Annotated in this window: 19 protein-coding genes; 16 read left to right on the forward strand and 3 right to left on the reverse strand. The window is 33.2% G+C overall.

Annotated features, from left to right (window positions below; all coding sequences use genetic code 11):
• Positions 1-528 carry a tol-pal system YbgF family protein gene (locus HNS40_RS15015; RefSeq protein WP_172282262.1) on the reverse strand — a complete coding sequence of 176 codons (528 nt, stop codon included), beginning with the start codon at positions 526-528 and terminating at the stop codon, positions 1-3.
• A 200-nt stretch (positions 529-728) separates the two neighbouring features.
• On the opposite strand from HNS40_RS15015, the gene dnaN reads away from it, so the two are divergent.
• From dnaN to HNS40_RS15040, 5 genes are all read left to right on the forward strand, one after another.
• On the forward strand, positions 729-1,847 hold the full coding sequence (gene dnaN / locus HNS40_RS15020; RefSeq protein ID WP_172282264.1) for a DNA polymerase III subunit beta: 1,119 nt from the start codon (positions 729-731) through the stop codon (positions 1,845-1,847).
• Between the two features lie 402 nt (positions 1,848-2,249).
• The gene (locus HNS40_RS15025) at positions 2,250-4,532 is read left to right on the forward strand and encodes a GH92 family glycosyl hydrolase (RefSeq protein WP_172282266.1); all 2,283 of its coding nucleotides are present in this window, start codon (positions 2,250-2,252) and stop codon (positions 4,530-4,532) included.
• Between the two features lie 166 nt (positions 4,533-4,698).
• Positions 4,699-5,817, forward strand: a complete 1,119-nt coding sequence (locus tag HNS40_RS15030) for an efflux RND transporter periplasmic adaptor subunit (RefSeq protein WP_172282268.1) — start codon at positions 4,699-4,701, stop codon at positions 5,815-5,817.
• A gap of 12 nt (positions 5,818-5,829) precedes the next feature.
• Positions 5,830-9,042, forward strand: a complete 3,213-nt coding sequence (locus tag HNS40_RS15035; RefSeq protein ID WP_172282270.1) for an efflux RND transporter permease subunit — start codon at positions 5,830-5,832, stop codon at positions 9,040-9,042.
• Between the two features lie 16 nt (positions 9,043-9,058).
• Entirely contained in the window at positions 9,059-10,378 is a 1,320-nt protein-coding gene (locus HNS40_RS15040) for a TolC family protein (protein ID WP_172282272.1), read from the forward strand.
• Between the two features lie 362 nt (positions 10,379-10,740).
• Here HNS40_RS15040 and HNS40_RS15045 read toward each other — a convergent pair whose 3' ends face one another.
• Positions 10,741-11,694, reverse strand: coding sequence for a TRM11 family methyltransferase (locus tag HNS40_RS15045; protein WP_172282274.1), 954 nt, complete (start codon positions 11,692-11,694; stop codon positions 10,741-10,743).
• Positions 11,695-11,915: 221 nt separating this feature from the next.
• On the opposite strand from HNS40_RS15045, the gene HNS40_RS15050 reads away from it, so the two are divergent.
• The 4 genes from HNS40_RS15050 to HNS40_RS15065 are packed head-to-tail and all read left to right on the forward strand — an operon-like array spanning position 11,916 to position 13,559.
• On the forward strand, positions 11,916-12,806 hold the full coding sequence (locus HNS40_RS15050) for a YafY family protein (protein WP_172282276.1): 891 nt from the start codon (positions 11,916-11,918) through the stop codon (positions 12,804-12,806).
• 10 nt (positions 12,807-12,816) lie between these two features.
• Complete coding sequence (locus HNS40_RS15055; RefSeq protein ID WP_172282279.1) at positions 12,817-12,954, forward strand: hypothetical protein; 138 nt, start codon at positions 12,817-12,819, stop codon at positions 12,952-12,954.
• Positions 12,947-13,135: a hypothetical protein gene (locus HNS40_RS15060; RefSeq protein ID WP_172282281.1), complete on the forward strand. Its 189-nt coding sequence runs from the start codon at positions 12,947-12,949 to the stop codon at positions 13,133-13,135. The genes HNS40_RS15055 and HNS40_RS15060 overlap by 8 nt, the downstream gene beginning before the upstream one ends.
• 34 nt (positions 13,136-13,169) lie before the next feature.
• Complete coding sequence (locus HNS40_RS15065; protein ID WP_172282284.1) at positions 13,170-13,559, forward strand: hypothetical protein; 390 nt, start codon at positions 13,170-13,172, stop codon at positions 13,557-13,559.
• Between the two features lie 9 nt (positions 13,560-13,568).
• On the opposite strand, the gene HNS40_RS15070 is transcribed toward HNS40_RS15065, so the two are convergent.
• On the reverse strand, positions 13,569-14,834 hold the full coding sequence (locus HNS40_RS15070; protein WP_172282286.1) for a polysaccharide biosynthesis C-terminal domain-containing protein: 1,266 nt from the start codon (positions 14,832-14,834) through the stop codon (positions 13,569-13,571).
• Between the two features lie 107 nt (positions 14,835-14,941).
• On the opposite strand from HNS40_RS15070, the gene HNS40_RS15075 reads away from it, so the two are divergent.
• From HNS40_RS15075 to HNS40_RS15105, 7 genes are all read left to right on the forward strand, one after another.
• Positions 14,942-15,928, forward strand: coding sequence for a YafY family protein (locus HNS40_RS15075; protein WP_172282288.1), 987 nt, complete (start codon positions 14,942-14,944; stop codon positions 15,926-15,928).
• 162 nt (positions 15,929-16,090) lie between these two features.
• Positions 16,091-16,312, forward strand: coding sequence for a DUF6140 family protein (locus tag HNS40_RS15080; protein WP_172282291.1), 222 nt, complete (start codon positions 16,091-16,093; stop codon positions 16,310-16,312).
• An 85-nt stretch (positions 16,313-16,397) separates the two neighbouring features.
• Positions 16,398-18,698, forward strand: a complete 2,301-nt coding sequence (locus HNS40_RS15085; protein ID WP_172282293.1) for a dynamin family protein — start codon at positions 16,398-16,400, stop codon at positions 18,696-18,698.
• 1 nt (position 18,699) lies between these two features.
• Positions 18,700-20,298 carry a dynamin family protein gene (locus tag HNS40_RS15090; protein ID WP_172282296.1) on the forward strand — a complete coding sequence of 533 codons (1,599 nt, stop codon included), beginning with the start codon at positions 18,700-18,702 and terminating at the stop codon, positions 20,296-20,298.
• Positions 20,279-22,081, forward strand: coding sequence for a dynamin family protein (locus HNS40_RS15095; protein WP_172282298.1), 1,803 nt, complete (start codon positions 20,279-20,281; stop codon positions 22,079-22,081). The genes HNS40_RS15090 and HNS40_RS15095 overlap by 20 nt, the downstream gene beginning before the upstream one ends.
• The gene (locus HNS40_RS15100) at positions 22,074-22,826 is read left to right on the forward strand and encodes a hypothetical protein (RefSeq protein WP_172282301.1); all 753 of its coding nucleotides are present in this window, start codon (positions 22,074-22,076) and stop codon (positions 22,824-22,826) included. Before HNS40_RS15095 ends, HNS40_RS15100 begins: the two co-directional genes overlap by 8 nt.
• Before the next feature lie 6 nt (positions 22,827-22,832).
• Entirely contained in the window at positions 22,833-23,555 is a 723-nt protein-coding gene (locus HNS40_RS15105) for a DNA/RNA non-specific endonuclease (RefSeq protein WP_172282303.1), read from the forward strand.
• The last annotated feature ends 487 nt before the right edge of the window (positions 23,556-24,042 follow it).

A 24,042-nucleotide genomic window follows, 5' to 3' on the forward strand; every position in this document is an offset into this window, starting at 1 on the left:
CTACTGCCTACTTTCGTTAAAAGCTTTGATGATTTCCTCTGGAGATTTTCCTAAATTATTTAAAGAAACCTGAGCATCGTTAGCAAAAGAGTGGTCTGGGTATTTGCTTAAAAACAATTTGTAGCTTTCTTTAGCCTTATCCATCTTGTTTAGATAGTTCTCATAAGTAAATGCTTTTAAAAATAAAGCTTGTGGCGCCTTCTCATAATAAGGATATTCCTTGATAACTCTATCAAATAGCTTCACTGTATTTTGAGAATGGAAAACATTAATACTAATATCAGCTGCTTTAAATAAATATTCAGCACTTTTTTCATCTTCCGGATACGTATCTACAAATTTCACATAATACTGAATCATGTTGGCAGCTTCTTTTTTGTCAATTATTCCTGCTTTTTCCTCAAACAATTGTTTTTCCATGTCTGAGATTTGAGAGGATAATTGATCATATTCACTTTGCTGACAAGAACTAAAAACGGCAACTAATAAAAGAATACTGAAAAAATATTTGATAGGCTTCGTAATCATTGGATTGGTTTTATGTTTATGATTTTTATTCGTTACAAAATTAGAAAACTGATGGTTTTTCGCAATAAAACTTTGTGTGATTTTAATCTTATTTAGTTTATCAAATAAAGCTGTTGAAAAAAACGAATTTCTATGCGTACATATTATGGCTTTTTTATTAATTTTACCTTTTTTAAAATCAGATATTAAACGATACATATATGAAATTTATTGTCAACAGTATAAACTTGTTAAAGAGTGTTCAAGCTCTGGGTGGAGTGTTAAATTCTAAGAATACACTTCCTATTTTAGATAATTTCTTATTTGAATTAAAAGGAAATACCCTAGCCATAACAGCCAGTGATTTGGAAACCATCATGACTGTTGATTTGGAGTTAGAGATGGCAGAAGACGACGGACAAGTTGCGGTTCCAGCTCGTTTGCTTATCGATATGTTGAAAGCATTTTCAAATGTACCGATTACTTTTACTATAGATTCGGAGCACAAAATTGAACTAGCTGCTGGTGACGGTAAATATAATTTATCAGGATATAATGCAGAAGAATTTCCAAAACTTCCAGAAATGGCAGAGGCTGTTAGTGTAGAAATGGAATCTTCAATGATGGTGAGTGCTATCAATAAAACATTATTTGCGACTGGAAACGATGAACTTCGTCCGGTAATGGCAGGTGTTTTTTGCGACATGCACGATAATGACATTACTTTTGTAGCTACTGATGCTCACAAATTGGTAAGATACCGCAGAACAAATGTGGAACCAGGTTCTCAAGTAAGTTTCATACTTCCTAAGAAGCCTTTAAACTTATTAAAGAATACTTTGGCTAATGATGATTCACCAGTTAAAGTTGAATATACAGAGAAGAATACCATTTTTACTTTCGATAATGTGAAGTTGGTTTGTAAATTAGTGGATGGTAGATATCCAAACTACGAAGCCGTTATTCCTAAAGAAAATCCAAATGTATTAACAGTGGATAGAATGGCATTTTTAAATGTGATTCGTCGTGTGTCTATTTTCGCTAATAAATCTACTCATCAAATTCGCTTGAAAATCACTGGTCAGGAATTATTGCTTTCTGCCGAGGATTTAGATTATAGCAATGCTGCTCAAGAAAGATTAAGTTGTAGTTATAATGGAGAAGATATGGATATAGGATTCAATTCTCGTTTTCTTCTTGAAATGTTGAACAACCTAGACTCTACAGAAATTAGTGTTCATATGTCGCAGCCAAACAGAGCGGGTTTGATTATTCCAGATAGCAACGATGAAAACGAAGATATTTTAATGTTGATCATGCCAGTTATGTTGAATAACTAAATGCAATCATAATATATGATATTCAAAGCCCTAGCATTTGCTGAGGGCTTTTTTATTACAAGTAACGCAGTTCTCCTGAACTGCGATTATTTTTTTGTAAATTTAGCTTACAGCTCGGGAGAGCTGTGTTACTTGTAGTCCGAACTCACTGGACTTTTTTTTGGAGTAAAGTAGTTCTCCCGAACTGCTTTTGTATAACTGCAAACTTCTTTTTCACAGCTCAGGAGAGCTGTGTTACCTATATAGCCAAAACTAAAAAGTTTAGTATTAAAATATTGATTCATAAGCTTATAGGATTTAGGTGATTGCAGAATATTTTTCAAAATCTGTCTATTAAGCTATTTGATTTCAAACATTTCTCTATTTTAGCAACACATAAATAAACGATTAAAATAATAAGTGATGAGAAAAATTTACCTCTTCTTTTTAGTGTTATTTGCTTTAAATATCTCTTTTGCGCAAACCGATTATACCCAATATGTAAATCCATTGATTGGGACAAAAAATATGGGTCATACCTTCCCTGGAGCTACGGTTCCATTTGGAATGGTGCAGCTGAGTCCGGAAACGAACCAGCAAGCCATGCATAAAGAGGATGGTTCTTACAATAGTGAGACCTATAGATATTGCTCAGGATATCAATATGAGGATTCTACTATTTTTGGATTTGCCCATACCCATATGAGTGGGACAGGTCATGCCGATTTGGGAGATTTACTCGTTATGCCTACAGTTGGAGCGTTGACTTTAAATCCCGGCCAAGCGGAAGAAGCTGGTAGTGGCTATTTCTCTCATTTTTCTCACGATACTGAAATAGCAGAACCTGGATATTATGCGGTTAATTTGGAAGATTATGAGGTATTTGCTGAAATGACCTCCTCCGAGCGTGTGGGATTTCATCGCTATACTTTCCCCGAAACTCAAGAAGCTCATATCATTCTCGATATGGTTTATAATATCTATAATTATGAAGGAAAAAATGTTTGGACTTTCATCAGAGTGGAGAATGATTCCCTGATTACAGGATATCGACAAACCAATGGATGGGCTAGAACAAAGATGGTATATTTCGCCATGGAATTCTCCAAGCCTTTCAAAAGCTATGGTCAAAAAAGATATGAAGAAGTAAAATATAATGGCTTTTATAGAAAGTTCGAGGAGGAGAAGAACTTTCCAGAAATGGCTGGACAAGAAATTAGAGCTTATTTCGATTTCGACATGAAAGAAGGAGAGGAGCTTCAGGTAAAAATGGCTTTGTCTTCGGTGAGTACTGAGGGAGCCATCAAAAACATGGAAGCTGAAATTCCCCACTGGGATTTTGAGCAAGTGAAACAAGAAGCACAAGAAAAATGGAATCAAGAGTTATCCAAGATTCAGGTAGAAATGAGAACTCCTGAGCAGATGGAAACTTTCTATACTGCGCTTTATCATACTTTTCTCAGTCCCATTATTTACGAAGATGTGGATGGTCGGTATCGTGGTTTAGACCAAAATATCCATCAATCAGAAGGGTTTACTAATTATACCATCTTCTCCCTTTGGGATACTTATCGCGCTTTACATCCTCTTTTTAATTTGATTCAGCCCAGCCGAAATAATGATATGGTTCATTCCCTTTTAGCTCATCACGATCAAAGTGTGCATAAAATGCTTCCCGTTTGGAGTCATTATGCCAATGAAAATTGGTGTATGGTAGGTTATCATTCTGTTTCTGTTATTGCCGATGCCATTGCCAAAAAAACCACAGATGTGGAATTAGACAGAGCAATCAAAGCTTGTGTTAACTCCGCTCAGCTTAGCTATTACGATGGATTAGAAAGCTATATGGAATTAGGTTATGTAGCTGAAGATTTAAGTGGCTCTTCAGTATCCAAAACTTTAGAATATGCTTATGATGACTGGTGTATTGCTCAAATGGCTCAGAAGGCTCAAAACGACTTGGTCTATGAGGATTTTAACAATAGAGCTACTTATTATATAAATGTCTTCGACTCGGTTTCTAATTATATGCGACCTAAGCTTTCCAACGGAGAATGGCGCAAAGATTTCGATCCTCTAGATACACATGGTCAGGGTTTTATTGAAGGCAATGCTTGGAATTATGGATTGTATGTTCCTCAAAATGTAGACAAAATGATTGCCATGATGGGCGGAAAAGATGAGTTTAGTCAGCATTTAGATAAAATTTTCACAACTCCAATTGAAGATAAATTTATTGAGAAAAATGAAGACATTACCAGAGATGGAATCATAGGAAACTATGTACACGGAAACGAGCCAGGACATCATATTCCATATCTTTATAATTGGACCAACGATGCATGGAAAACCCAAGAAAGAGTGAGGATGATTTTAGATGAAATGTATACCAACGATGTGGATGGCCTCTGTGGAAACGATGATGCGGGCCAGATGAGTGCTTGGTATGTTTTCAGTTCTTTAGGATTTTATCCAGTATTGCCTGGTTCTCCTATCTATGCCTTGGGAAGTCCCTTGGTGAATGCTGCAAATATCAAATTAGAGGATGGTAAGGAAATCGAAATTATCTGCCATAAGCAATCTGAAAATCATGTTTATGTAAAGAAAGTGCTATGGAACGGGCTTGCGATCACGGATTACTCCTTAAATCATTTAGAATTAGCAAAAGGTGGGAAATTGGAATTTTTCATGTCTAAAAAGCCTTAGCATACTGGTGTTCGAAATTGGACATAAGTGTTCGGAACGGAACATAATACTGCTGTCATTTCCAGTCTGTTAATTTATCTAAAAGCATTTTTCATTATGTGATTTGAATGGATTATTGTCTTATTTTTGAAAATTCGTAAAATCAAATTTTAAATCATTATACAAGATGAGTAGACAGTCTATTATCACACTTATCGCAATAGTTTTGTTTGGAGCTATCGCACTTTTAGCAATGAATTATTTTGCTAGTCATAAAGAAGAGGTGAAGCCTCCTAAAACAGAAAAAGAACTTCCCGAAGTAAAAACCGAAAAGGTAAGTTACACTCATGCTAAAGTAGATGTGGAAGAAACAGGTCGCTTGATGTCAACAGGTAGGGTAGACCTTATTACAGAAGTTAGTGGAAGAATGCTCGATGGTGATGTTCCTATGTTTACTGGTCAATCCTTTAAAAAAGGCGATGTTCTGTTAAGAATTTTTAATGAGGAGGCTAAATTATCACTCCAAGCTGCCAAAAGCAGATTTCTCAGTAGTATTGCCAATGTACTACCCGATTTAAAATATGATTATGCAGATAATTATGAGAATTGGTTAGCTTTCTTTAATGCCATTAAAATCGATAGTAAACTTCCTAAGTTTCCTGAGGTAAAATCTGAAAACGAAAAAATCTATTTAGCAAGCAAAGGAATTTTAAACGATTATTTCAGCATCCAAAGCACTGAAATTACACTGACAAAATACACCATTTATGCGCCGTTCGATGGTGCTTTCGCAAGCGTTAGCCTTGAAGTAGGTTCCATTGCCAGTCCTGGTAGTAGAGTAGCTAAAATGATTCGCACTGATATTTTGGAATTACAAGTCCCTTTAAATATGCAAGAAGTACCATTCGTAAAAAAAGGAAATACTGTAAAAGTTGAATATCAAGGAATGCAAACTACTGGTAAAGTAAATCGTGTTTCTAGTTTTGTGGATCCAGGAAGCCAATCCGTGATGGTATATGTTGATTTTAAAAACTCAGGCAAGTTCCCACTCTACGAAGGTATGTATATGAAAGCTCAGTTTGCAGAAACAGAATTAGAAAATGTGATGGAGATTCCTCGTTCCGCTCTATTCAATTTCGACGAAGTATATGTGGTTATTGATGGAAAGCTAGCGAAGAAAAGAGTACAAATTGCCAAGACTGATGAATATTCCACATATATCAGTGGTTTAGAATTAGGAATGGATTTGGTTGTTGAATCTTTGATTAATGCTTCTGACCAAATGCCAGTTAAAATCGCCCAATAATAAAACAAAAACATGAGAAATTTAGTTAGCACCTTTGTAAAATATCCATTTTACGCCAACTTAATCATAGTCATACTTGTGATTGCTGGGGGATTCTCTTTATCTAATATGAAGAAGTCTTTTTTCCCAGAAAGAAGTACCACTACTATTAATGTTCAGGTTTTTTATCCTGGAGCTTCTCCAAAAGAGATGGAGGAGGGAATTACAACAAGAGTGGAAGAATCATTAAGAGGTTTAGTGGGTATAAAAGAGATTACAAGCTCTTCTTCCGAAAACTTTGCTTCTGTAAGGATAGAAACCACAGGTAAATACGATATTGACCTCACTCTAGCAGAAATAAAAAATGCCGTGGATGGAATTTCATCTTTTCCAGTTGATGCAGAAAAACCTATTGTCTTTAAGCGTAGAGCTGTAACGCAAGCGGGATTTATTGGTTTAAGCGGAGATGTGGATCAGATAACTTTAAAACGCATGGCCAATGAGATAGAGAACGATTTCTATTCTTCTGGCAAAATATCGCAACTTAATGTAAGTGGTTTACCGCCATTGGAAATTGCTGTTGAGGTTTCGCAAGAAAATTTGCAACGTTATGGTTTGAGTATCTCAGAGGTTTCATCTGCCATTAGAAGCAATAATTTGGATATCAGTGGTGGTTTAATTAGAAATGATCATGAAGAAATTCTGATTCGTTCCAGATATCGCTCTGTAGATCCAGATGTGATTGCCGATTTAGTTATTCGTTCCTCTAATGATGGATCTAGTTTAAGAATTAGAGATATCGGAACCGTAAAACTACAATTTGCAGAGACACCGAGCCTTTCACTTCAAAACGGAAAACCTTCTGTTTCTTTTCAAGTAAATAAATTAGGAGAAGAAGATTTAGATGAGATTTCAACATTCCTTCACGATTATGTGGCAGAGTTTAATAGGATACATGATAATGTGAGAATGGATTTTACCTACGATTTCTTAACCATGTTAAAGAGTCGTTTGAATTTACTTTATTCCAATGGTGGTATTGGCCTTTTATTGGTATTATTAGCTTTGGGATTATTCTTAAACTTAAGGCTATCATTTTGGGTAGCTTTTGGTATTCCTGCTTCATTCCTCGGAATGTTTGTGGTGGCTGCGGCCATGGGAGTAACTATCAATATGATTTCCCTTTTCGGTATGATTCTGGTTATCGGGATTCTGGTGGATGATGGAATTGTGATTGCTGAGAATATATATTCCCATTTTGAAACCGGAAAGACTCCAATGCGGGCTGCCGTCGACGGAACCATGGAAGTGATGCCAGCTATTATTACCTCGGTTTTAACCACCATTGTTGCCTTTTCTCCGCTTTTACTTTTGACTGGGCAAATGGAAATGATGTATGAAATGGCTTTTGTAGTTACTGTTAGTTTAGGTATTTCTTTATTTGAAGCTTTCTTTGTATTGCCCGCTCACCTAGGTAATGCCAAAGTATTGAAGAGAAAAGACAGACGATCTAAATTCACCATTCGTCCACAACTAGAAAAGTTCATCGACTTTATGCGCTATAAATTATATGGTAATGCGTTAAAAGTAGTGATCAAATATAAATATGTAGTCATTTTTGCTCCCATATTCTTTATTATGATTACTGTGGGATTATTAAAAGGAGGATTTATTAATTATACCTTCTTCCCAGCCATGGAATTCGACCAGATTACAGTTAATGTAGCCTATAAGCCTGGTAGTGGTGAGAAAAGAACCATCGAAACCTTAAAGATGATAGAAAATAAGGTTTGGGAGGTGAATAAAGAAATTATGGAAGAGTTTAATGATACTTCTTCTTTTGTAGACTTTACTTTTGTAGGTTTAGGTGGTGCATTTGATGGAACCGAATCTGGAGCTCATGCGGGTAACTTATTTATTACCATGAGAGATATGGAAGGAAGTCCCATAAAAACCACCGATATTGCCAAAAGAATCAGTAAATCCATAGGGAAGATTCCAGATGTTGAGAAATTTGCAGTAGGGGGAAGAAATCGTTGGGGCTCACCTGTTTCTATTAGTATTTTAGGAAAAGATTTGGAAGAATTAGAACATGCCAAGCAATTCTTAATGCAGCGATTGAATGAAATCACGGAGCTTAAAGATGTTACTGAAAACAATTCTGTTGGAAAAAGAGAAGTACGCTTAGAGTTAAAACCAAAAGCATACCTATTGGGATTAAATAGAGCGCAGATTGCTTCACAAGTACGACAAGGTTTTTATGGTGACCAAGCACAGCGCCTTCAAATAGGAAGAGACGAAGTTAGAGTCTGGGTGAGATATCCAAAATCTGATAGACTGAATTTAAGTCAGCTGGATTTTATGAAGATAAAGACTCCAGCTGGAGAATATCCTCTTAACGAATTGGCTTATTATGATATTGAACGTGGTCCAGTTAGTATTAAGCATTATAATGGAGCTCGTGAAGTTAGAATCGATGCCGATTTAACTGATTTTTACGCACCAGTGCCACCCATTTTGGCTCGTATTAACGAAACTATTATCCCTGAATTAGAACAGAAGTTTAGAGGCGTAAAAATTGAATATCAAGGACAGCAAAGAGATAGTAACGATGCCACCAACGAAATGGGTAAGTATTTTGGTGTGGCTTTTATGATTATGATTTTCCTTATCATGATTCACTTTAAATCATTTACTCAGGGATTGATTGTATTGATGATGATTCCTCTAGGGTGGTTAGGTGCAGTTTGGGGGCATGGTATCGAAGGTTTCCCAGTTTCTATGCTTTCTGCTTGGGGCATGGTAGCCCTATCTGGGGTGATTATCAACGATGCGGTGGTGTTCTTGGCTAAATATAATAGCTTGATTTTAGAGGGCTTTAAAGTGAAAGAAGCGGTATATAAAGCTGGGACGGCTCGTTTTAGAGCCATCTTATTAACGACTGTCACTACAGTAGCGGGTTTATATCCATTAATACTCGAAAAGAGTTTCCAAGCTCAGTTCTTAATTCCTATGGCTATTTCATTGGCATTTGGTGTATTGTTTGGAACCACATTTATCTTGTTATTCTTCCCAAGTTTAATTTTGGTTTTAAACGATATGAAGAAGTTATATGCGGGTATTAAACTTTGGATAAGTCCAAGAATGGTAGAAGAGAATGGTGAATTTAAAGAGCTTCCTTTTGCTTGGCCAAGTGCCGAAGAAGTGGAGCCAGCCATGCGTGATAGTAAAAGAGTAATCCAATAATTTATTGATCAGAAAAATGAGAATATTAAAATATATATCAGTGGTGTTGCTTTTGGCTTTTGCGAGTCAAATGAGTGCACAAGAATCAAGTCCGCTTACTTTAGAGGAGGCTGTCACTATTGCTTTGGAGAAGAATTTCGACATCCAGATTAGCAATAAAAATGTGGAATCGGCTGAGGTAAATAATACCTGGGGAGCAGCAGGAATGTTCCCGAGTGTAGATGTTGGAATCAGTCAGACCAATAGATTCGACAATAGCGAGTCTATGAGTTCTGACGAGCGTGACGATGTGCTTCGATCTGGTGTTCAGCCTTATGTTCAAGTACGATGGATGTTATTCAACGGACTCAATGTTTATATTAAAAAAGATAAACTAGAACTCGTCCAACAGCTTTCTGAAGGTAATGCTGCAGTAGTGGTAGAGAGTAAGATTCAAGCGGTGGTATTGGCCTATTATCAAAGCCTCCTCAATAGAGAGAAGTTGAAGACCATAGAAAGAGTGAAAAAGCTGAGTCGTGATAGATTTAACTATGTGCAAACCAAAAAGCAATTTGGTTCCGCCGTTAGTTATGATGTACTGCAAGCCAAAAACTCTTATTTAAGCGATTCTACCAATTATCTTTTGCAAAGCCTAGAGCTTAAGAAATCTCAATTGAATTTAAACCTATTAATGGGTGTGGAGAAAGAAAATGTATATGAGCTAACCAGTGTGTTTGAACCTACTATAGAGGATTATAAATACTTCGATTTAGAGGATAAAATGTTCAGCTCCAATAAAACTTTGCAGAATCAATATATCAATATGGAGATTTTGCAGAAAGATGTAGCAAGCGCAAAAGCAAGTGTTTGGCCTACTTTGAACCTGAATTCGGGTACGGATTATGCTAGCAATTATGTTCGTTATTCTGGAGCAGATCCCAATTCTTCATACTCCTACGATTTCTATGTGAATTTCAGCCTCAATTTCAATCTTTATGACGGGGGAAGAACACGAAGGTTAATCAAGCAATCCATTATACAAAGCGATATTGGAAATATTCAAGAAAGCCAAATCAAGCAAACCTTAAGTAATGGCCTATTGACAGTTTATGAGATGTATCAAATCCGCAAGCAGTTATTAAGTGTTGCTGATGTGGGACTAGAAACAGCTCAGCTCAACTTGGATTTATCCACTGAGAAATTCAAAAATGGAAGCATCAACTCCTTTAACTTTAGAGATGTTCAAATCATCTTTATCAATTCTGAATTCAGCAGACTAGAGGCGGTTTATAATCTTATCAATACCCATACCGAGTTATTACGTGCTACGGGTGGTATTATTTCAGAATTCGAATAGCAAGATACAGAAATTTCAATATTTAAGCGTGGCCTTTGGGTTGCGCTTTTTTTTGTTTATGTGGCGCAAAAAAAAGAATAATTCAGGGAGTTGTGCAATTGGATACGAGTAACGCGGTTCTCCTGAACTGCGGTTAATATTATTTTTTTTATTTGTAAAATATAAATAAGCATGAGTTGCAAGCCAAGGTGTTAATTTTTTAATGTGTTTTAATAAGCAATAGGAAAGCATTGATAATAAAGCTTATTAGTAAGAAAACTAGAGGTGTTATTTAAAATACCCACCAAGTTCAAAGCTTATTTAGTGAGGCATTGAAAAAAACCAAATCACAATTCAGGAGAATGGTGTTACAGCTATCGAAACTAAACTTTTCCTAAAACTTCACAAACCCAAATATTTCTAACAAAATGGGCCTTTCCTATTTTACTTACGCTACCATGATCTACAATTTTCAATCGGGCCTTGCTGATTAAATTGGTGATATCCTCAGTTGATAGAATGACCATACGATTTGTGATTTTAGCTGTAGAATCAATGATATTAAAAAGCTCATCGTCTGTTGCACGGCTGTACATATTATAGGGGAGGTCTATAATGGCAGCATCATATTTTTTACTGATGTCTTTTATATCGGAGCAATAAATGTTTGCGGTATAGTTAAAGTGGGAAATGTTTTTACCCGCATGATGAAATATTTTAGGGTTGATATCACAACCTTCTATATGATATCCAGCGAAACAAGCTTCTAATATGATGGTTCCAGCACCACAACAGGCATCTAGTAATGTGATTTCTTTATTTCCTTTCGATGCAATGTTTACCAAAGATTTGGCGGTATGAAGTCCAAGTGAATTACTATAAGAGTAGGGTTTATCATTATGTTGATGCCATTTGAAATTGTTTTTAATCAGAACTCCAAAATACCATATACCTTCATAATAGGCCAAAGCATAAGTGATGTATGGATTATAATAATCAGGTGCTCCATCAATACAAAAGCCTATGTCTTTTAGTTTACTCAGCCGTTCCTGATACTCCGTTTTATCGCCGTGTAAAACTACATACTCTGCTTTGAAGCTATCGATGCGTATTTTCTCTTTTTTGGCTTTAAGGATAAGTGTATCATAGTCATCGGAAGATGAAATAATATCGATTCTTCTTTTGATGAAAGCGCTATTGGATGGCTCTATTTTGATATCAGAAAAAAGCAGTTTATTCTTTTCATCTTCATTAAATAGGTGTCTCGATTCGAGTTTGCATAAATCACTCTCACTACGATCGTAATTATAGGAATAGAGATACTTATGGTCTTGCATGTGTTTTGCTTTTTTGCTTGAATAGCATAAAAAGCTGCTATCACAATGAATATTTGGTAAATATAGGGAAAGTCCTTGGCTGGCCTATTTTTTTTCTGTGAAATAGGTGTTGAAATGGTGGTTTTCTACTAATCTTATGATTTTTATTTGAAGCTTTTTAAACGTAACGACACTAAGTGGCGTAGTAAAATTGTTTATTTGCATAAACAAAATAAAAAGCGATGAATGACAATAAGGACTATAATCACATTTTAAGGATAGGCATTATTTATGACCTCCTCAAAAAGAAAGATTTTACTAAAAGAAATGAGTTTGAGGATGTGTTGCTTGAAAAGATAGGTCACTTTTCCACTCGTACCTTTGATAGAGATTTGCAAAAGCTAAGGGAGCAATTTGGCCTAGAAATTCAGTATGTAAATCATTATGGCTATGGTTTAAATAAAGATTACGAGCAAGAAAACTCAAAAATCGAGAACATTCTGCATTTGATGAATTCTACGTTTTTTAAAATGAATAACCTCAATAAGAAAGATGTTATATTTCCATTTACCAGCAATAATATTGAGGTTAATGAATTCTTACCAGAAATTAGTGAGGCCATAGCTAAGGGCCGTAAAATTCATATTGCATATAGAGGATATTGGGAAACCGATCGTAAGGAATATATCCTTTCGCCCTATTTATTGAAAGAATACCAGCTCAGGTGGTATGTTCTGTCTAAAGTTGATGGTGAAATCAGAGTCTTTGGTTTAGATAGAATTAGATCAATAGATGTCCTAAAAGATGAATCAGTCGAGCGTCCTAAAATAGATGCCAGTGTATTTAATAATATCATTGGAGTTTCTGAAGCGCACCTCCAACCAGAAAAAGTGGTATTGGCTTTCACTCCTCGACAAGGAAGATATATCAAATCATCCCCAATACACCCAACACAAAAGGTTATTTCTGATGATGAAAATGGCTTGGTCATTTCCTTGAAAGTTGGTATTAATTGGGAGTTGAAAGAGGTCATCAAGAAAAATGGCATTCAAGTAAAAGTATTAGAACCAGCTCATTTGGTTGAGGAAATCAAACAAGAACTTATCGACAATTTAAAACAATATCAATCATAAAACTAGAATTATGAAAACAGGTGAATTAGTAAAGTTTATCATCAAAGGGAGTATCAGCCTATTGACAATAGGTTTTGGTTATGCCTTAGGCAAAGAAGCAGAAAAGAATTATAACAATTGGAATCAGAAGGAGGGCAAAAATGAATAATAGTCAATCTGAAAACCCTAAGAAAGATGAAAATAATGGCTTGAGCTTTTTTGAGCCTATATTCTCACAAGTGGAAAAGCAATTTGCACAAAACGAGATATTTAAAATAGGAAAAGTTTCAGGACATTGGTTTGGAGGTATAATAGATGGAGCAGTGGACCTTATTTTCAAGAGATATTAACGATTAATTAATTTAACACATCAAAAAAAAGATTATGGAAACCATAACAGAAATTATTAACAACGGATATGGCTGGTATTTATTAGGAGGGCTAATACTCAGTGGCATTATTGCTGAGATATTATCACAAGTGAAATATGAATGCAGTACACTAAACTGGAGGAATCTCGCCATTGGGGCTTTGGGAACTTATATTGGTTTCCCCGTACTCTTAGTGGGCTGGTCAGAAGAATCAGAGGTTTTGGTGAATCTTGGCCAAATATTATTCCTAATCAGCTGGATTTGGAATTTAGTCTTTACCGCTCGCCGCTCTAACTTTCTTATTGCTATTTTGGCCATTCCCACCCAAACACTTTTAAGTTTAATAGCAGCTATTTTTGTGAGCTCCACTTGGGATGTGATTAAGGAGAAGGTTGGCGTATGATACCAATAATTATTGTCTTCTAAGTAGATAAATAGCTTGCCGGCGGCTTTCTTTATCTATGAATATGTATCCAATATTAATGACAAGATGACTAACAAGGATTGAAATTGCAGCACCAGAAATACCATATTTTGGAATAAGAAGAATGGAAAAAATGATATTAACGATAATACCAATGGCAAATCTTATGGCATCTTTATAGAGTTTATTATTATTGATAATGTGTTTCTCATAAATCATTCCTATAAAAACAATTAAAGGAGCCCAACAGAATATTTTTAATGCATTTAAGGTTTCCGAGTCTGTTTCGTTAAAATAGTTAGATAAAATATAATCCCCGAAAAGATGATAGAAAATAACGATGAGAAGGCCATAGACAGATACTGTTTTTAATAGAACCGACATTCTTCGTACATATTGTGGTCTGTTATTTTTATACGAATTGGCAATAGCAGGATATAACGCATTGATGATGGCAAATCCAAAATTCCAAGTTAGCGTGATGACTAAAAATTTCACTGAGTAAAACTGCCCAATGGCTTCATTGTCCATGTAATATTTAAGAAAAAATTTATCCAAGGATAGGTATAGATACAATAAGAATTGTGTAATGATTAATGGGTAGGAAGATTTTAATAATGTCTTTGCGATGATGCTAGAAAATCGAGTGAGTTTTAAATGAATGCTATTATTATACTTAAAAATCACGAAATATATCAATCCTTGAATGATAAAATCAAGAGCTGTAATTTCAGCAAAGTATATAATACTATATTGATTCTTTACTCCATAATATTGAAATAAAGTAATGATGAGGAGGCTTAAAATTTTTGCAATAAAGATATATTTTACTCTTTTGGTTGCTAATAAGAAGTACTCAGCAATATTAGACAAACGAGTTAAATAGCTTAAGGCAATAATAGCATAAAGTAGAAATTGACTTTTGTCAACTGAAAAAACAAGAAATATGGCGAAACCCAGAAAAACGAGCAGCCAACTGCCAAGCTGAAGGTAAAGGCTAGTTGAAATTATAGCATTTGTTCTTTTGGGATGGAATATCATTTCTCTGATGCTAATGTCCAGTAAACCCAAAGAGAATATAGGGGCAAAAACACCAATGATGGTCATGGCATATTTGAGCTCACCCATATTGCTAGCACCTAGGGAAGAGAATATCTGAGGGACAATAAAAGCACCGACAATAAGTTGAATTAATTTTTCTAATAAAAACCAAGCTGTATTCTGATAATCAGCTTTTTTAAAGATAGATAGCATTAATTTATAATTTGGAGCTCAAATTTAGAAAATAAGTCCTAATTTTACGCATATAATAATTATTAAACTGAATGAACTAAAATAACCTAAGAATTTACCGATTTACTATGACCGCTGACTTTCTACGAAGATATTATATCTTAAGCATTATTAAGAATCCTATAAAGTACAGTATCGATACTGATCAATATGTATCTTTAGAACAATTGCAAAGGGCATTAGAAAATACTATGTCTCAGAATTTGCACCATCCTCTATATGCAAAACTAGATTCTTATTCTCAAAAAAATGTAAAAAGGGACCTGGATAAAATCTTAAGTTTCACTGGAGTTGAGATAGAACATAAAAGAAATTTCGGATATTTTATTAAATCCATTGAAGAGGGCAAAGCTGATTTATTGAAAGAGCTCTATGAAAAGACGGAGCTATTTTTATTGGAAACTAAAAATCGAGAATGGCAGGGATATATTAGTCCTCAAAATACATCCTTGGATGGGCGCTTCGATTTCTCAAAAATCATTTATGCCATAGAAAATCATTTGCAAATACATATCAAATTCTCTGGTTGGTACGATAATAATAAATTTGAAAACCTTGATCTCTATGTACAGCCTCTTCATTTAAAAGAAGCGCACAAACATTGGCATTTGGTGGCTCATCACGAAAAACATGGCATTTATTCCTTTAGTTTAGATGATAGAATTGAAGAATTAATCATAACGAAGAAGAAAGTGGAGCATCCAGTTTCTTTTAATGCCCAAGAGTATTTCAAAAATTCAATAGGTATTTTGGTGGATGATACTCCAACAGAGAAAATTATAATCAAAGTAGCTAATCATCATTTTAAATATTTAATGATTCGGAAGATGCATGCTTCACAAAGAGTAATTGAGATGCCCAAGTCGTTAGATACCAATGAGCTCGATTATAATAACCCAGATATCTGGGGAGCTATTGAGGTGACACTTCAGCCCAATTATGAATTCCTCATGGAAATACTCCAGTATAATAGGTGGGTAAAAGTCATCAGTCCTAAACATGTGGCCGATGATATTGTCTTTCATTTAAAGAAGTCTTTGGAATACTATCAGTGATTCTTCTTCCCATTTTTCTACTGTTCAACAAGTTTTTAGGCTTTAAATTCTAATCCAGTATTTTTCTTTCATTAAAATATACTTCCATACAGCAATTAGACACTTTTTGTCCGTTTCGCAGCTATCTTCGCTTGCCAAATTAACCACATAAAGCGCAAAATTATGCCCCTATACAAAGTCAGTCTGAAATCTTCAGGTAACTCTAATACCATAGCCTTTGAAAAAGGAATGAGTATTCAAGTAAATATGCCCACCACCAATAATCCAGTATTATCCAATGGCGGAAAATTAGTAGCCGAGGCCTTTATGCGCATCTATGGATTAGATGTGAAGAAGGCTGGGCTTTTGAATGGAGCTTATTTACAAGTGGAGGAGATGAAGTAATAGAAAATATTTTTTCAGGTATGAATACCATCTGATTAATAACCAAAAACGAGAAACAATCAACATAATATTGAACCAAATACTTATGGAAGAATCAAAATCAAATATATTAAAAACAGACTTGGTTTATTCAGCTAAAAGACTATCTGATATAATTAGTAGTTTACCAGAGAAACTAAACGAACTAAAAAGCACAGATTCATCTGGTGAAGATGAACAAGGCATATTTGAAATAGTAGAGGGGATAAGAATGCGGTTCTTGCAATTATCGGATGACCTTGATTCACCATTTAAAATTGCAGTTGTAGGAAGTCAAGGAACTGGAAAATCAACTATCGTAAATTTGCTACTTGGAGAAGCTCTAATGCCTAGTACTACTTTGGAAAACGAAAGTGCGGTAATTAGACTAGCATACCCACCAGAAGAATCTTTATTAAATCAAGCAGTATTTGAACTAAAAGATGGCAGTAATGAACAAACTTCGATCGAGGAAGCAACCATTTTAATAGATAAAGTAAAACGCAAAGAAAAAGACGATTCCTTTGTTAAGAGCATAAAACATGTAACTTTTTATATTGATAACGAAAGATTAAAAGAAATAGAGTTAATAAATACACCTGGAATGAATGTTTTAACAGAGGATTTCTATCCGAAAGTGCAGCATTTATTTGCTGAGGCAGATATTATTCTTTGGGTAAATAGTTCCGAACAAATTTTGGATAATTACAATAGTTGGTTAATTCAAAAGATACATGCTGATAATGATAAAATTGTTGGACTTATTACTTTTCCCGACAAACTATATAGGCAAGATGAAAATAGTGGTGTAACTGATGTTGTTAGTCAGTTTATGTCAAAATTAGAAAATGATAGACTCATCAGAGTAGATGGTAAGATTGGGCTATTTATATTAAATGGTAAGTTTGCTCAAATTGCATTTTCACATAAGGAAAATCTTAAATTCATAAACGATTTAGAATATCTTGATGAAGAAGAAGACAAATTGAAGATGATATATAATTTTCTTCATCATAGCTTTGCTTATAGTGACGAAGAAAATAATATTGAAATACTAAGGAAATATAACCTTTATGGCATTGTAAATATTCAAACTCCTCTTTTAAGTGACGAATTCGAATTAGAAGGTTTTTATAATTTTTGTTTAGAACAAGGAATATGTGAATTAAATGAAAATTCCACTTCTGCACTGTATACAAAAAAAGGAAGGGAACTTCTAGGAGAAGTATCTCAATACAATTCATTTGGTCGTTTTTCAGAGGATTATTTGATTCCGTTATCAAAGGAATCAAAATACAATTCTGTATATAGTAGATTAAATCGAATCCTATCAACAAGTGATAATAAAGACAACAGTATTTCAAGATTAATACAAATAAAAGATAATCTTGCATCAGAAAAAGATAAACTTGGATCAGAAGAAAAAGATAGGCTAAACGCTTTTGAAGGAATAATTACAATTTTAAAATCAGAATATAACAATTGGTATAAAAAACAAATTGGATTTCAAACTGACACATATTCAGATGATCTTATTGATTTTATATCTAAAAAAATAGATGAAGATATCGGTGGGTATGATTTTTTCAAGGAAATATTAGGTACTTTAACTCCGAAAATTTTAAAAGGCAATACCGAAACCACTATATCTAAAAAGATTTCAGAGATAATAGAAGAGGGAATTGAAATAATTTTACCAAAATCAATTAATAACCTTGCAGAAGAAGCGAATACTCAAATAGAGTATATTATGATAAAGATGCAAAAGGATTATTTATCAAAAAAGAATGTAGATGCTAATATTAAAGGTAACTACGATTCAGATATTACGCCAAATATTGACACAAGTAAAATTTTAAAACATTTACAAAAGCATCTTAAGCCGATTTTAAAAAAAATGATAATAAGATTGATGAAGAATTTGGCTAAAAAAGATTTGCGTAAAGGTGCAAATACATGGATGAAGAAGAATATTATTAAACCTATTGTTATATTGATTAGGAAATTATTACAAAAGGAAGCGAAAAAGGTTGCCGTTAAAAAAGTTGCTCAGGCTGGAGCAAAGTCTGGTATGGGACCTTTTGGTTGGGTTCTAGCAATGTTGGACATCATTTCTATTGGAAAAGACCTTCGAGACATGTATATAGAAATGAAAGCCTCTTTAAAAGAAACTCTTAAGAATGAAAAATCATTTGGAAATATTTTTGAAGAAGAGGCTATTAGAGTTTATACAATTATACTTGATGAGGTTGTGAAAGAATTAAACTCAAATTTTTCTAAAGATAAAAAGGATAAAAAATATATACTTGATGGAATAGAAGGCTGTGATAATGTTTTATTAGAATTAGACAAATTTAAAAACATATAGAATGGGAGCATCTGAAGCTATAAATATATTAAAAGAAGAAGTTGAAATTAATGGGTTTCCTATTATTAGGTCTATAGAATATCTAAATAATGAAGAACCAGTAATTTATTTATGTGGTAAGAGTTCAACTGGGAAAACAACATTTCTTAATGCTTTATTCAATATGAAAAAAGACGAGCTGTTTACTAGTACTGATATTTCCACCAAAACAGAGTTTAGGTTCAAAAAGGGTACAGAAGAAAATATTATTAGATCAGACAATAGTATAATCAGTATTCCTATAGATTATATTGACAGGAAAGAATTGTTTAAATCATTAAATACCGTTGGCGAAAAGTATCTAATCACCTTAAATCAGAAGGCTCTAAAAGGAAGAACCATTGTTGATATTCCAGGGGTATTTGATTTCAGCAGGAATAATGATTTTTCTAATAAGATGATTGATGAGGCAAATATTGTATACTTCTTTTCTCCTTGTAGGGCAAAAACAAATCCCTTTGAATACGAATTACTAAAATCAATATCTGAAGCAGGCATTCCTATTATTGTTCTGTTTACAATGGGAGATGATACAGACCCCGATGAAGGGGTTACTAGAAAAACGATACCTAAGCTTGTTAAAAACAGATTAGGCACGAGCTTTAAAGGGATTAATGTGTCTCATCATCAAATAATATCATCAAATGATTTTTATAAAGGAAGAGATAATCATGGTATCGACCAATTGCAATTACATATAAGTAGTAATGATGAGGTTTATAAAAAAACAGCAGAAGAAAACAGATTAATAAAAACAACTAAGTATTATTTAAGTTTGACAGAAGATAAATTAGCTAAATTATCCATTGATAGTGATACGTATATTAATCTTGTAAATAGAGAAAATGAGCTTTGGTTTGAAACAGAAAAGAAGAAGGTTGATGATGAAAGATATAAATCTATTAATGGTATAACTTCCGAATTAAACTGGTTACAAAAAATCTGTGAAGATGGTATTTATGGGAAAAACTTTAGTAAGCTTTATTCTATGCAAAACTTATCATTAAAGGAGCAAAAAGAGAAATTTGAATTGAATTGGGAAGAGTTTTGGCGTCAATTAGGAAATGATAATGAATTATTGAATTTTAGTATTCCATTATTACCAATACTAAGCGAAAATCTATTTGAACAAATATCTATTGATATAGATAAGTTTAAGGAGGTAATTGGAGAAAAGACTGATACAGAAACTAAACCAGACAGCGAAGACAAGGAGAATAAAAAGGATAATTCTAGCAAAGAATCAGATAATAAAGAAATGTCACTAACCGATTTTATGGAGGTGGCCATAGAAATTGGAGTTAACCTAAGCAATGGTAAGATACTATTTAATAAGTGGTTATACTTGAGTAATCTTTCAAAAAAAATTAATGATGCAAAAAATGATATAATTCAACAATGCAATATAGAGTTTAATAATAGAACGAATAAATTGGTTGATGTAAAAAAACAAAGAATAGAAGCTGGTATCATAACAGATCCAACATTAGAAGATACAGCCACTCTCAATAAAGCACTAACAAAATTTAAATCTATTATTAATGATATCAGAGCCAGTTAAAAAGATTTTTGAAGAGTTTGATGAGGTTTATATAAATTTAGGAAATAATCTGGATACAAAAGAGCACATAGATGAGGTTTTAGGAGACATTAAACTTATAAAATTGTGGGAGAAAGAGTTAGAATCTGATAAACAAAGCATTTTTATTATTGGGAAAACAAGTACAGGTAAGTCAGAGTTTCATAATTTTTTACTAGATATAGATAATAAAAAGGATGCCCTGTTTAAGGCATCAACAAAAGTAGAGACTAGTATAATTCAAACTTTAGAACATTGTGATAATAAATCAGATTCTTATGCAGAAATAATAGTAAAAAACGCCAATGAATTTAAAAAGCTAATTATACCCATAGAAATCAAGTATGAATTTAATAATAATGACTTTAAAATTCCTCTTGATAATACAGAACAAATTGGTTTTTTTAGAGATAAAATAATTGCAAAATCTGATATTGCAAAATCTTTTGATGTTATTAAAGCAATTAGTCAAGTTAATATAAAGTATCCGTTAAAGTTTTTGAAAGCTCACAAAATCATTGATACTCCAGGATTAGCATCTAGTGAACCAGTAACAGATACTGTTGTTAGAGATTATTTTAATGGGAAATCACACATTTTTTGGTTTATAGATGCTTCAGATCACACACTGTCAGATAGCTTAACCCTTTTAAAAGAAGAGGAAAAATTACTGAAAGCAAGTTCTAAAAGAATTTTCTTTATCGCCAATAAATTTGATTTGATTGATATTGATGATTATAATGAATCAAAAAAAGAGGTGCTATCGAAGATAATGGAGAAAATGACTAAGGATGTAAAAGAAATGCTTGATAAGATTTTATCTTCTAATAGCATCAATACAAATATTCTTTTTACATCCTTCAAAAAACCCAATAAAACATTTGTTACATACAATACTATTGATACCATTAAACAATTGGAAGAGAATATCTTGTTAGATAAAAAGAAATCAAATTACAGAAACATTTTCTCTTTAATCTCTACAATGAAAAAAGTCTTACTGAATATTAAAGATAAAGTATTACAGCGAGAAGGCACAAAAATTAATGATAAGATTGAAGATTTAAAAAAAAGCTTTATAGGGATTCATGCAAAGAAGAGTATACTTAATAAACAATATGAACAAACTTTAGATATAATTAAGGAATCTATTTGTCAAATTGAAAATATCAAGAAAGAAAAAAAACTAAATACACATAAACTATACAATAATTATATCAAGCTCCTTGAGGAAAAAGTTGATACCTCTACAACCAAGATTTATAATTCGGTAAGAAGAATGGAATATGTGAATTTGCAAAGTTTTTTTAAAAAATTAGATCACGTTGGACGAATTAAAGATCTATCTCTAAGAGAAAAAGAAAATCTTTTGAAATATTTTATTTATGATGGTGAATTAAATGAAAAAAAGAAAGGTCTATTAACCTATATACATAATAAATCAAGTGAATTCAACGATCTTAAAAATAGTTTAAGAAAAATAGTAGAAGAATGCTGCAATGACGAATTGAATAATATGAGTAAAGAAATATCAAAACTGAATCATAAAAAAGAGAATATTGCCAACAATTCGAAGATTATACTTAGTATCAAAAGTAAAGTTGATAATATTGATCATCTTCTCTTAGAGGATATAGAAAAAAGGGTTGCTTTATGGGATCCAAGAAAAAATAAAAAAAATGATAGTTTCGTAAGTTTTCTAAAACTATATTCTCTTATAGATGATCATAAACTAATAAAAAATAAAACTGTTTCAAATGAATAAGAATACAAAATTAACTGAAGAATATAAAGCTGAAATAAGTGATATTCTTAAAGAAATCAGTTCAGGATTAGGGGAATCAGTTATTAGTAAAATTGACCCGAAAATAGATTATATCCATTCAATTGTTAAAGAAATAAAAAATGAGAATTCGGAATCTCAGGAATATTTGATGAAAACGATAGAATCCTTCGGTAATGATATTGAAAACTTTAAGAAGGAGTATAATTCAGAAATTGAAAAATCTTTAAATAAAATAGATTCTGAGATAACAATTCTTAAAAAGAATACTGAAAGCACAATACAAGAAAATCATGATATCTTAATTAAGCAGGTTTCTAAAGATTTGTCACAAATAACGGATCTTCTTAATAATCAGAATGAAATTGAAGTAATTCTAAATAAAATTGACACTGCCAATTCAGGTCAAACAACCTTATTAGAAAAGTTAACTTATAAATCCGATACTACCAATGAAGAATTAATTACAAATCAAGAATACATTAACAATGCATTATCCGATAACAATAAATTATTAAAAAACACGAACAAGGCTATTGAGATTAATATTATAAAACAATTATCTAACATATCATTTATTGTCGACAAAATACAATCCGATAATGTATTAGAGATTAAATTAAAAGAAACGCAATTAAAACAAGATAGAACAAGTAAACTTATTTATTTATTAATAGGAATTGTAATTGCTGTTCTAATTACAACTATAAGTATTCTAATTAAATAATATACAATGCCATTAATTAAACATCAAATTAATACAATTTGTAAAGGCAAAAAAATAACAGGAGAAAAACTAACCTGGGAATTTCCAAAAAGCCTAAGCTTCGATAAAGACCAAATTCTTTATCAGGGGAGGGCTTTTGCCCAAATCAATGAGCAAAAAAAGGAAATCCATATTAATAGAAGAAAAGCATTAAGCTCAAAAGGAATTAATCCGCTATTGAGTCATACAGCCTTGGCCAACAATGTCAAGTATATAATTGAGGATGGTAAGAACCAGCATATATTTAATACCGATGCAAAGGGGAGGATTATCAAAACTGAGCATCTAATCAATGAACTATATGCTCCCAAAAGAGTAAATACCGAACAAACCAAAGCATTAATGTGTAGGGAAGAAGATATGGCTCCCTATAACAAATATGAAGGCACCGGAACACGGCCTCCTTTTCAAATCCGTGACGAAGGAGGCCATATTCTAGCTGATAGTATCGGAGGATTGCCAGAATCTATCAATATCTTTCCACAAGCCTATTGCGTTAACCATAGCAGTGAGTGGAGAGGAATGGAAAAATCAGTACAAACAGCATTAAAAGCTGGACAAGTGGTGATAGTGAAGACCGAGTTCAAATTTATATCCTCCTCTAAAAGACCCGATAGTTATCATTATCAAGTAGAAATTAATGGGTGGTCAAGAAGCTATCAATTTCAGAATATAAATAAGGCCCCATGATAGAAGAGCCAGCGGCTCGTCATTATGGTAATACATAGAGTTGATATTTGCTAAAGTCCCATCGGGACGGCATTATCTCTAAGGTAGTAATATCGTACCTACGGCACTCCTAGATGCTTTTTGTTTTTAAATTACCATAATTTCGCTGCTCTGCAGCTTTTAGGATAAAATGATAATATCATTCAATATTATAGGTATTGTCAAGCGAGGAAATTCTATACATAAAGTCAAATCAATATCTGAAAGACGAGCGGTGGCCCGACAAAATAGCGGGCTAGCTTTGGCCTTGTGGGTGGAAGCTTTATTTTGTCTGGCTTTTGGGTTACTTTTTTCCACAAAAAAGTAATAATCGGAAAAGATTGGATAGGCTGACTCATGTTGTGCCACCTATACCGATGTAACTGTGCCACTCAAACCGGAGCAAGTTGTGCCACTCATACCGGAGCAAGTTGTGCCACTCGTACCGGAGCAAGTTGTGCCACTCATA

Origin of the sequence: Lentimicrobium sp. S6, from assembly GCF_013166635.1 — a bacterium.
GTDB lineage: Bacteria > Bacteroidota > Bacteroidia > Bacteroidales > UBA12170 > UBA12170.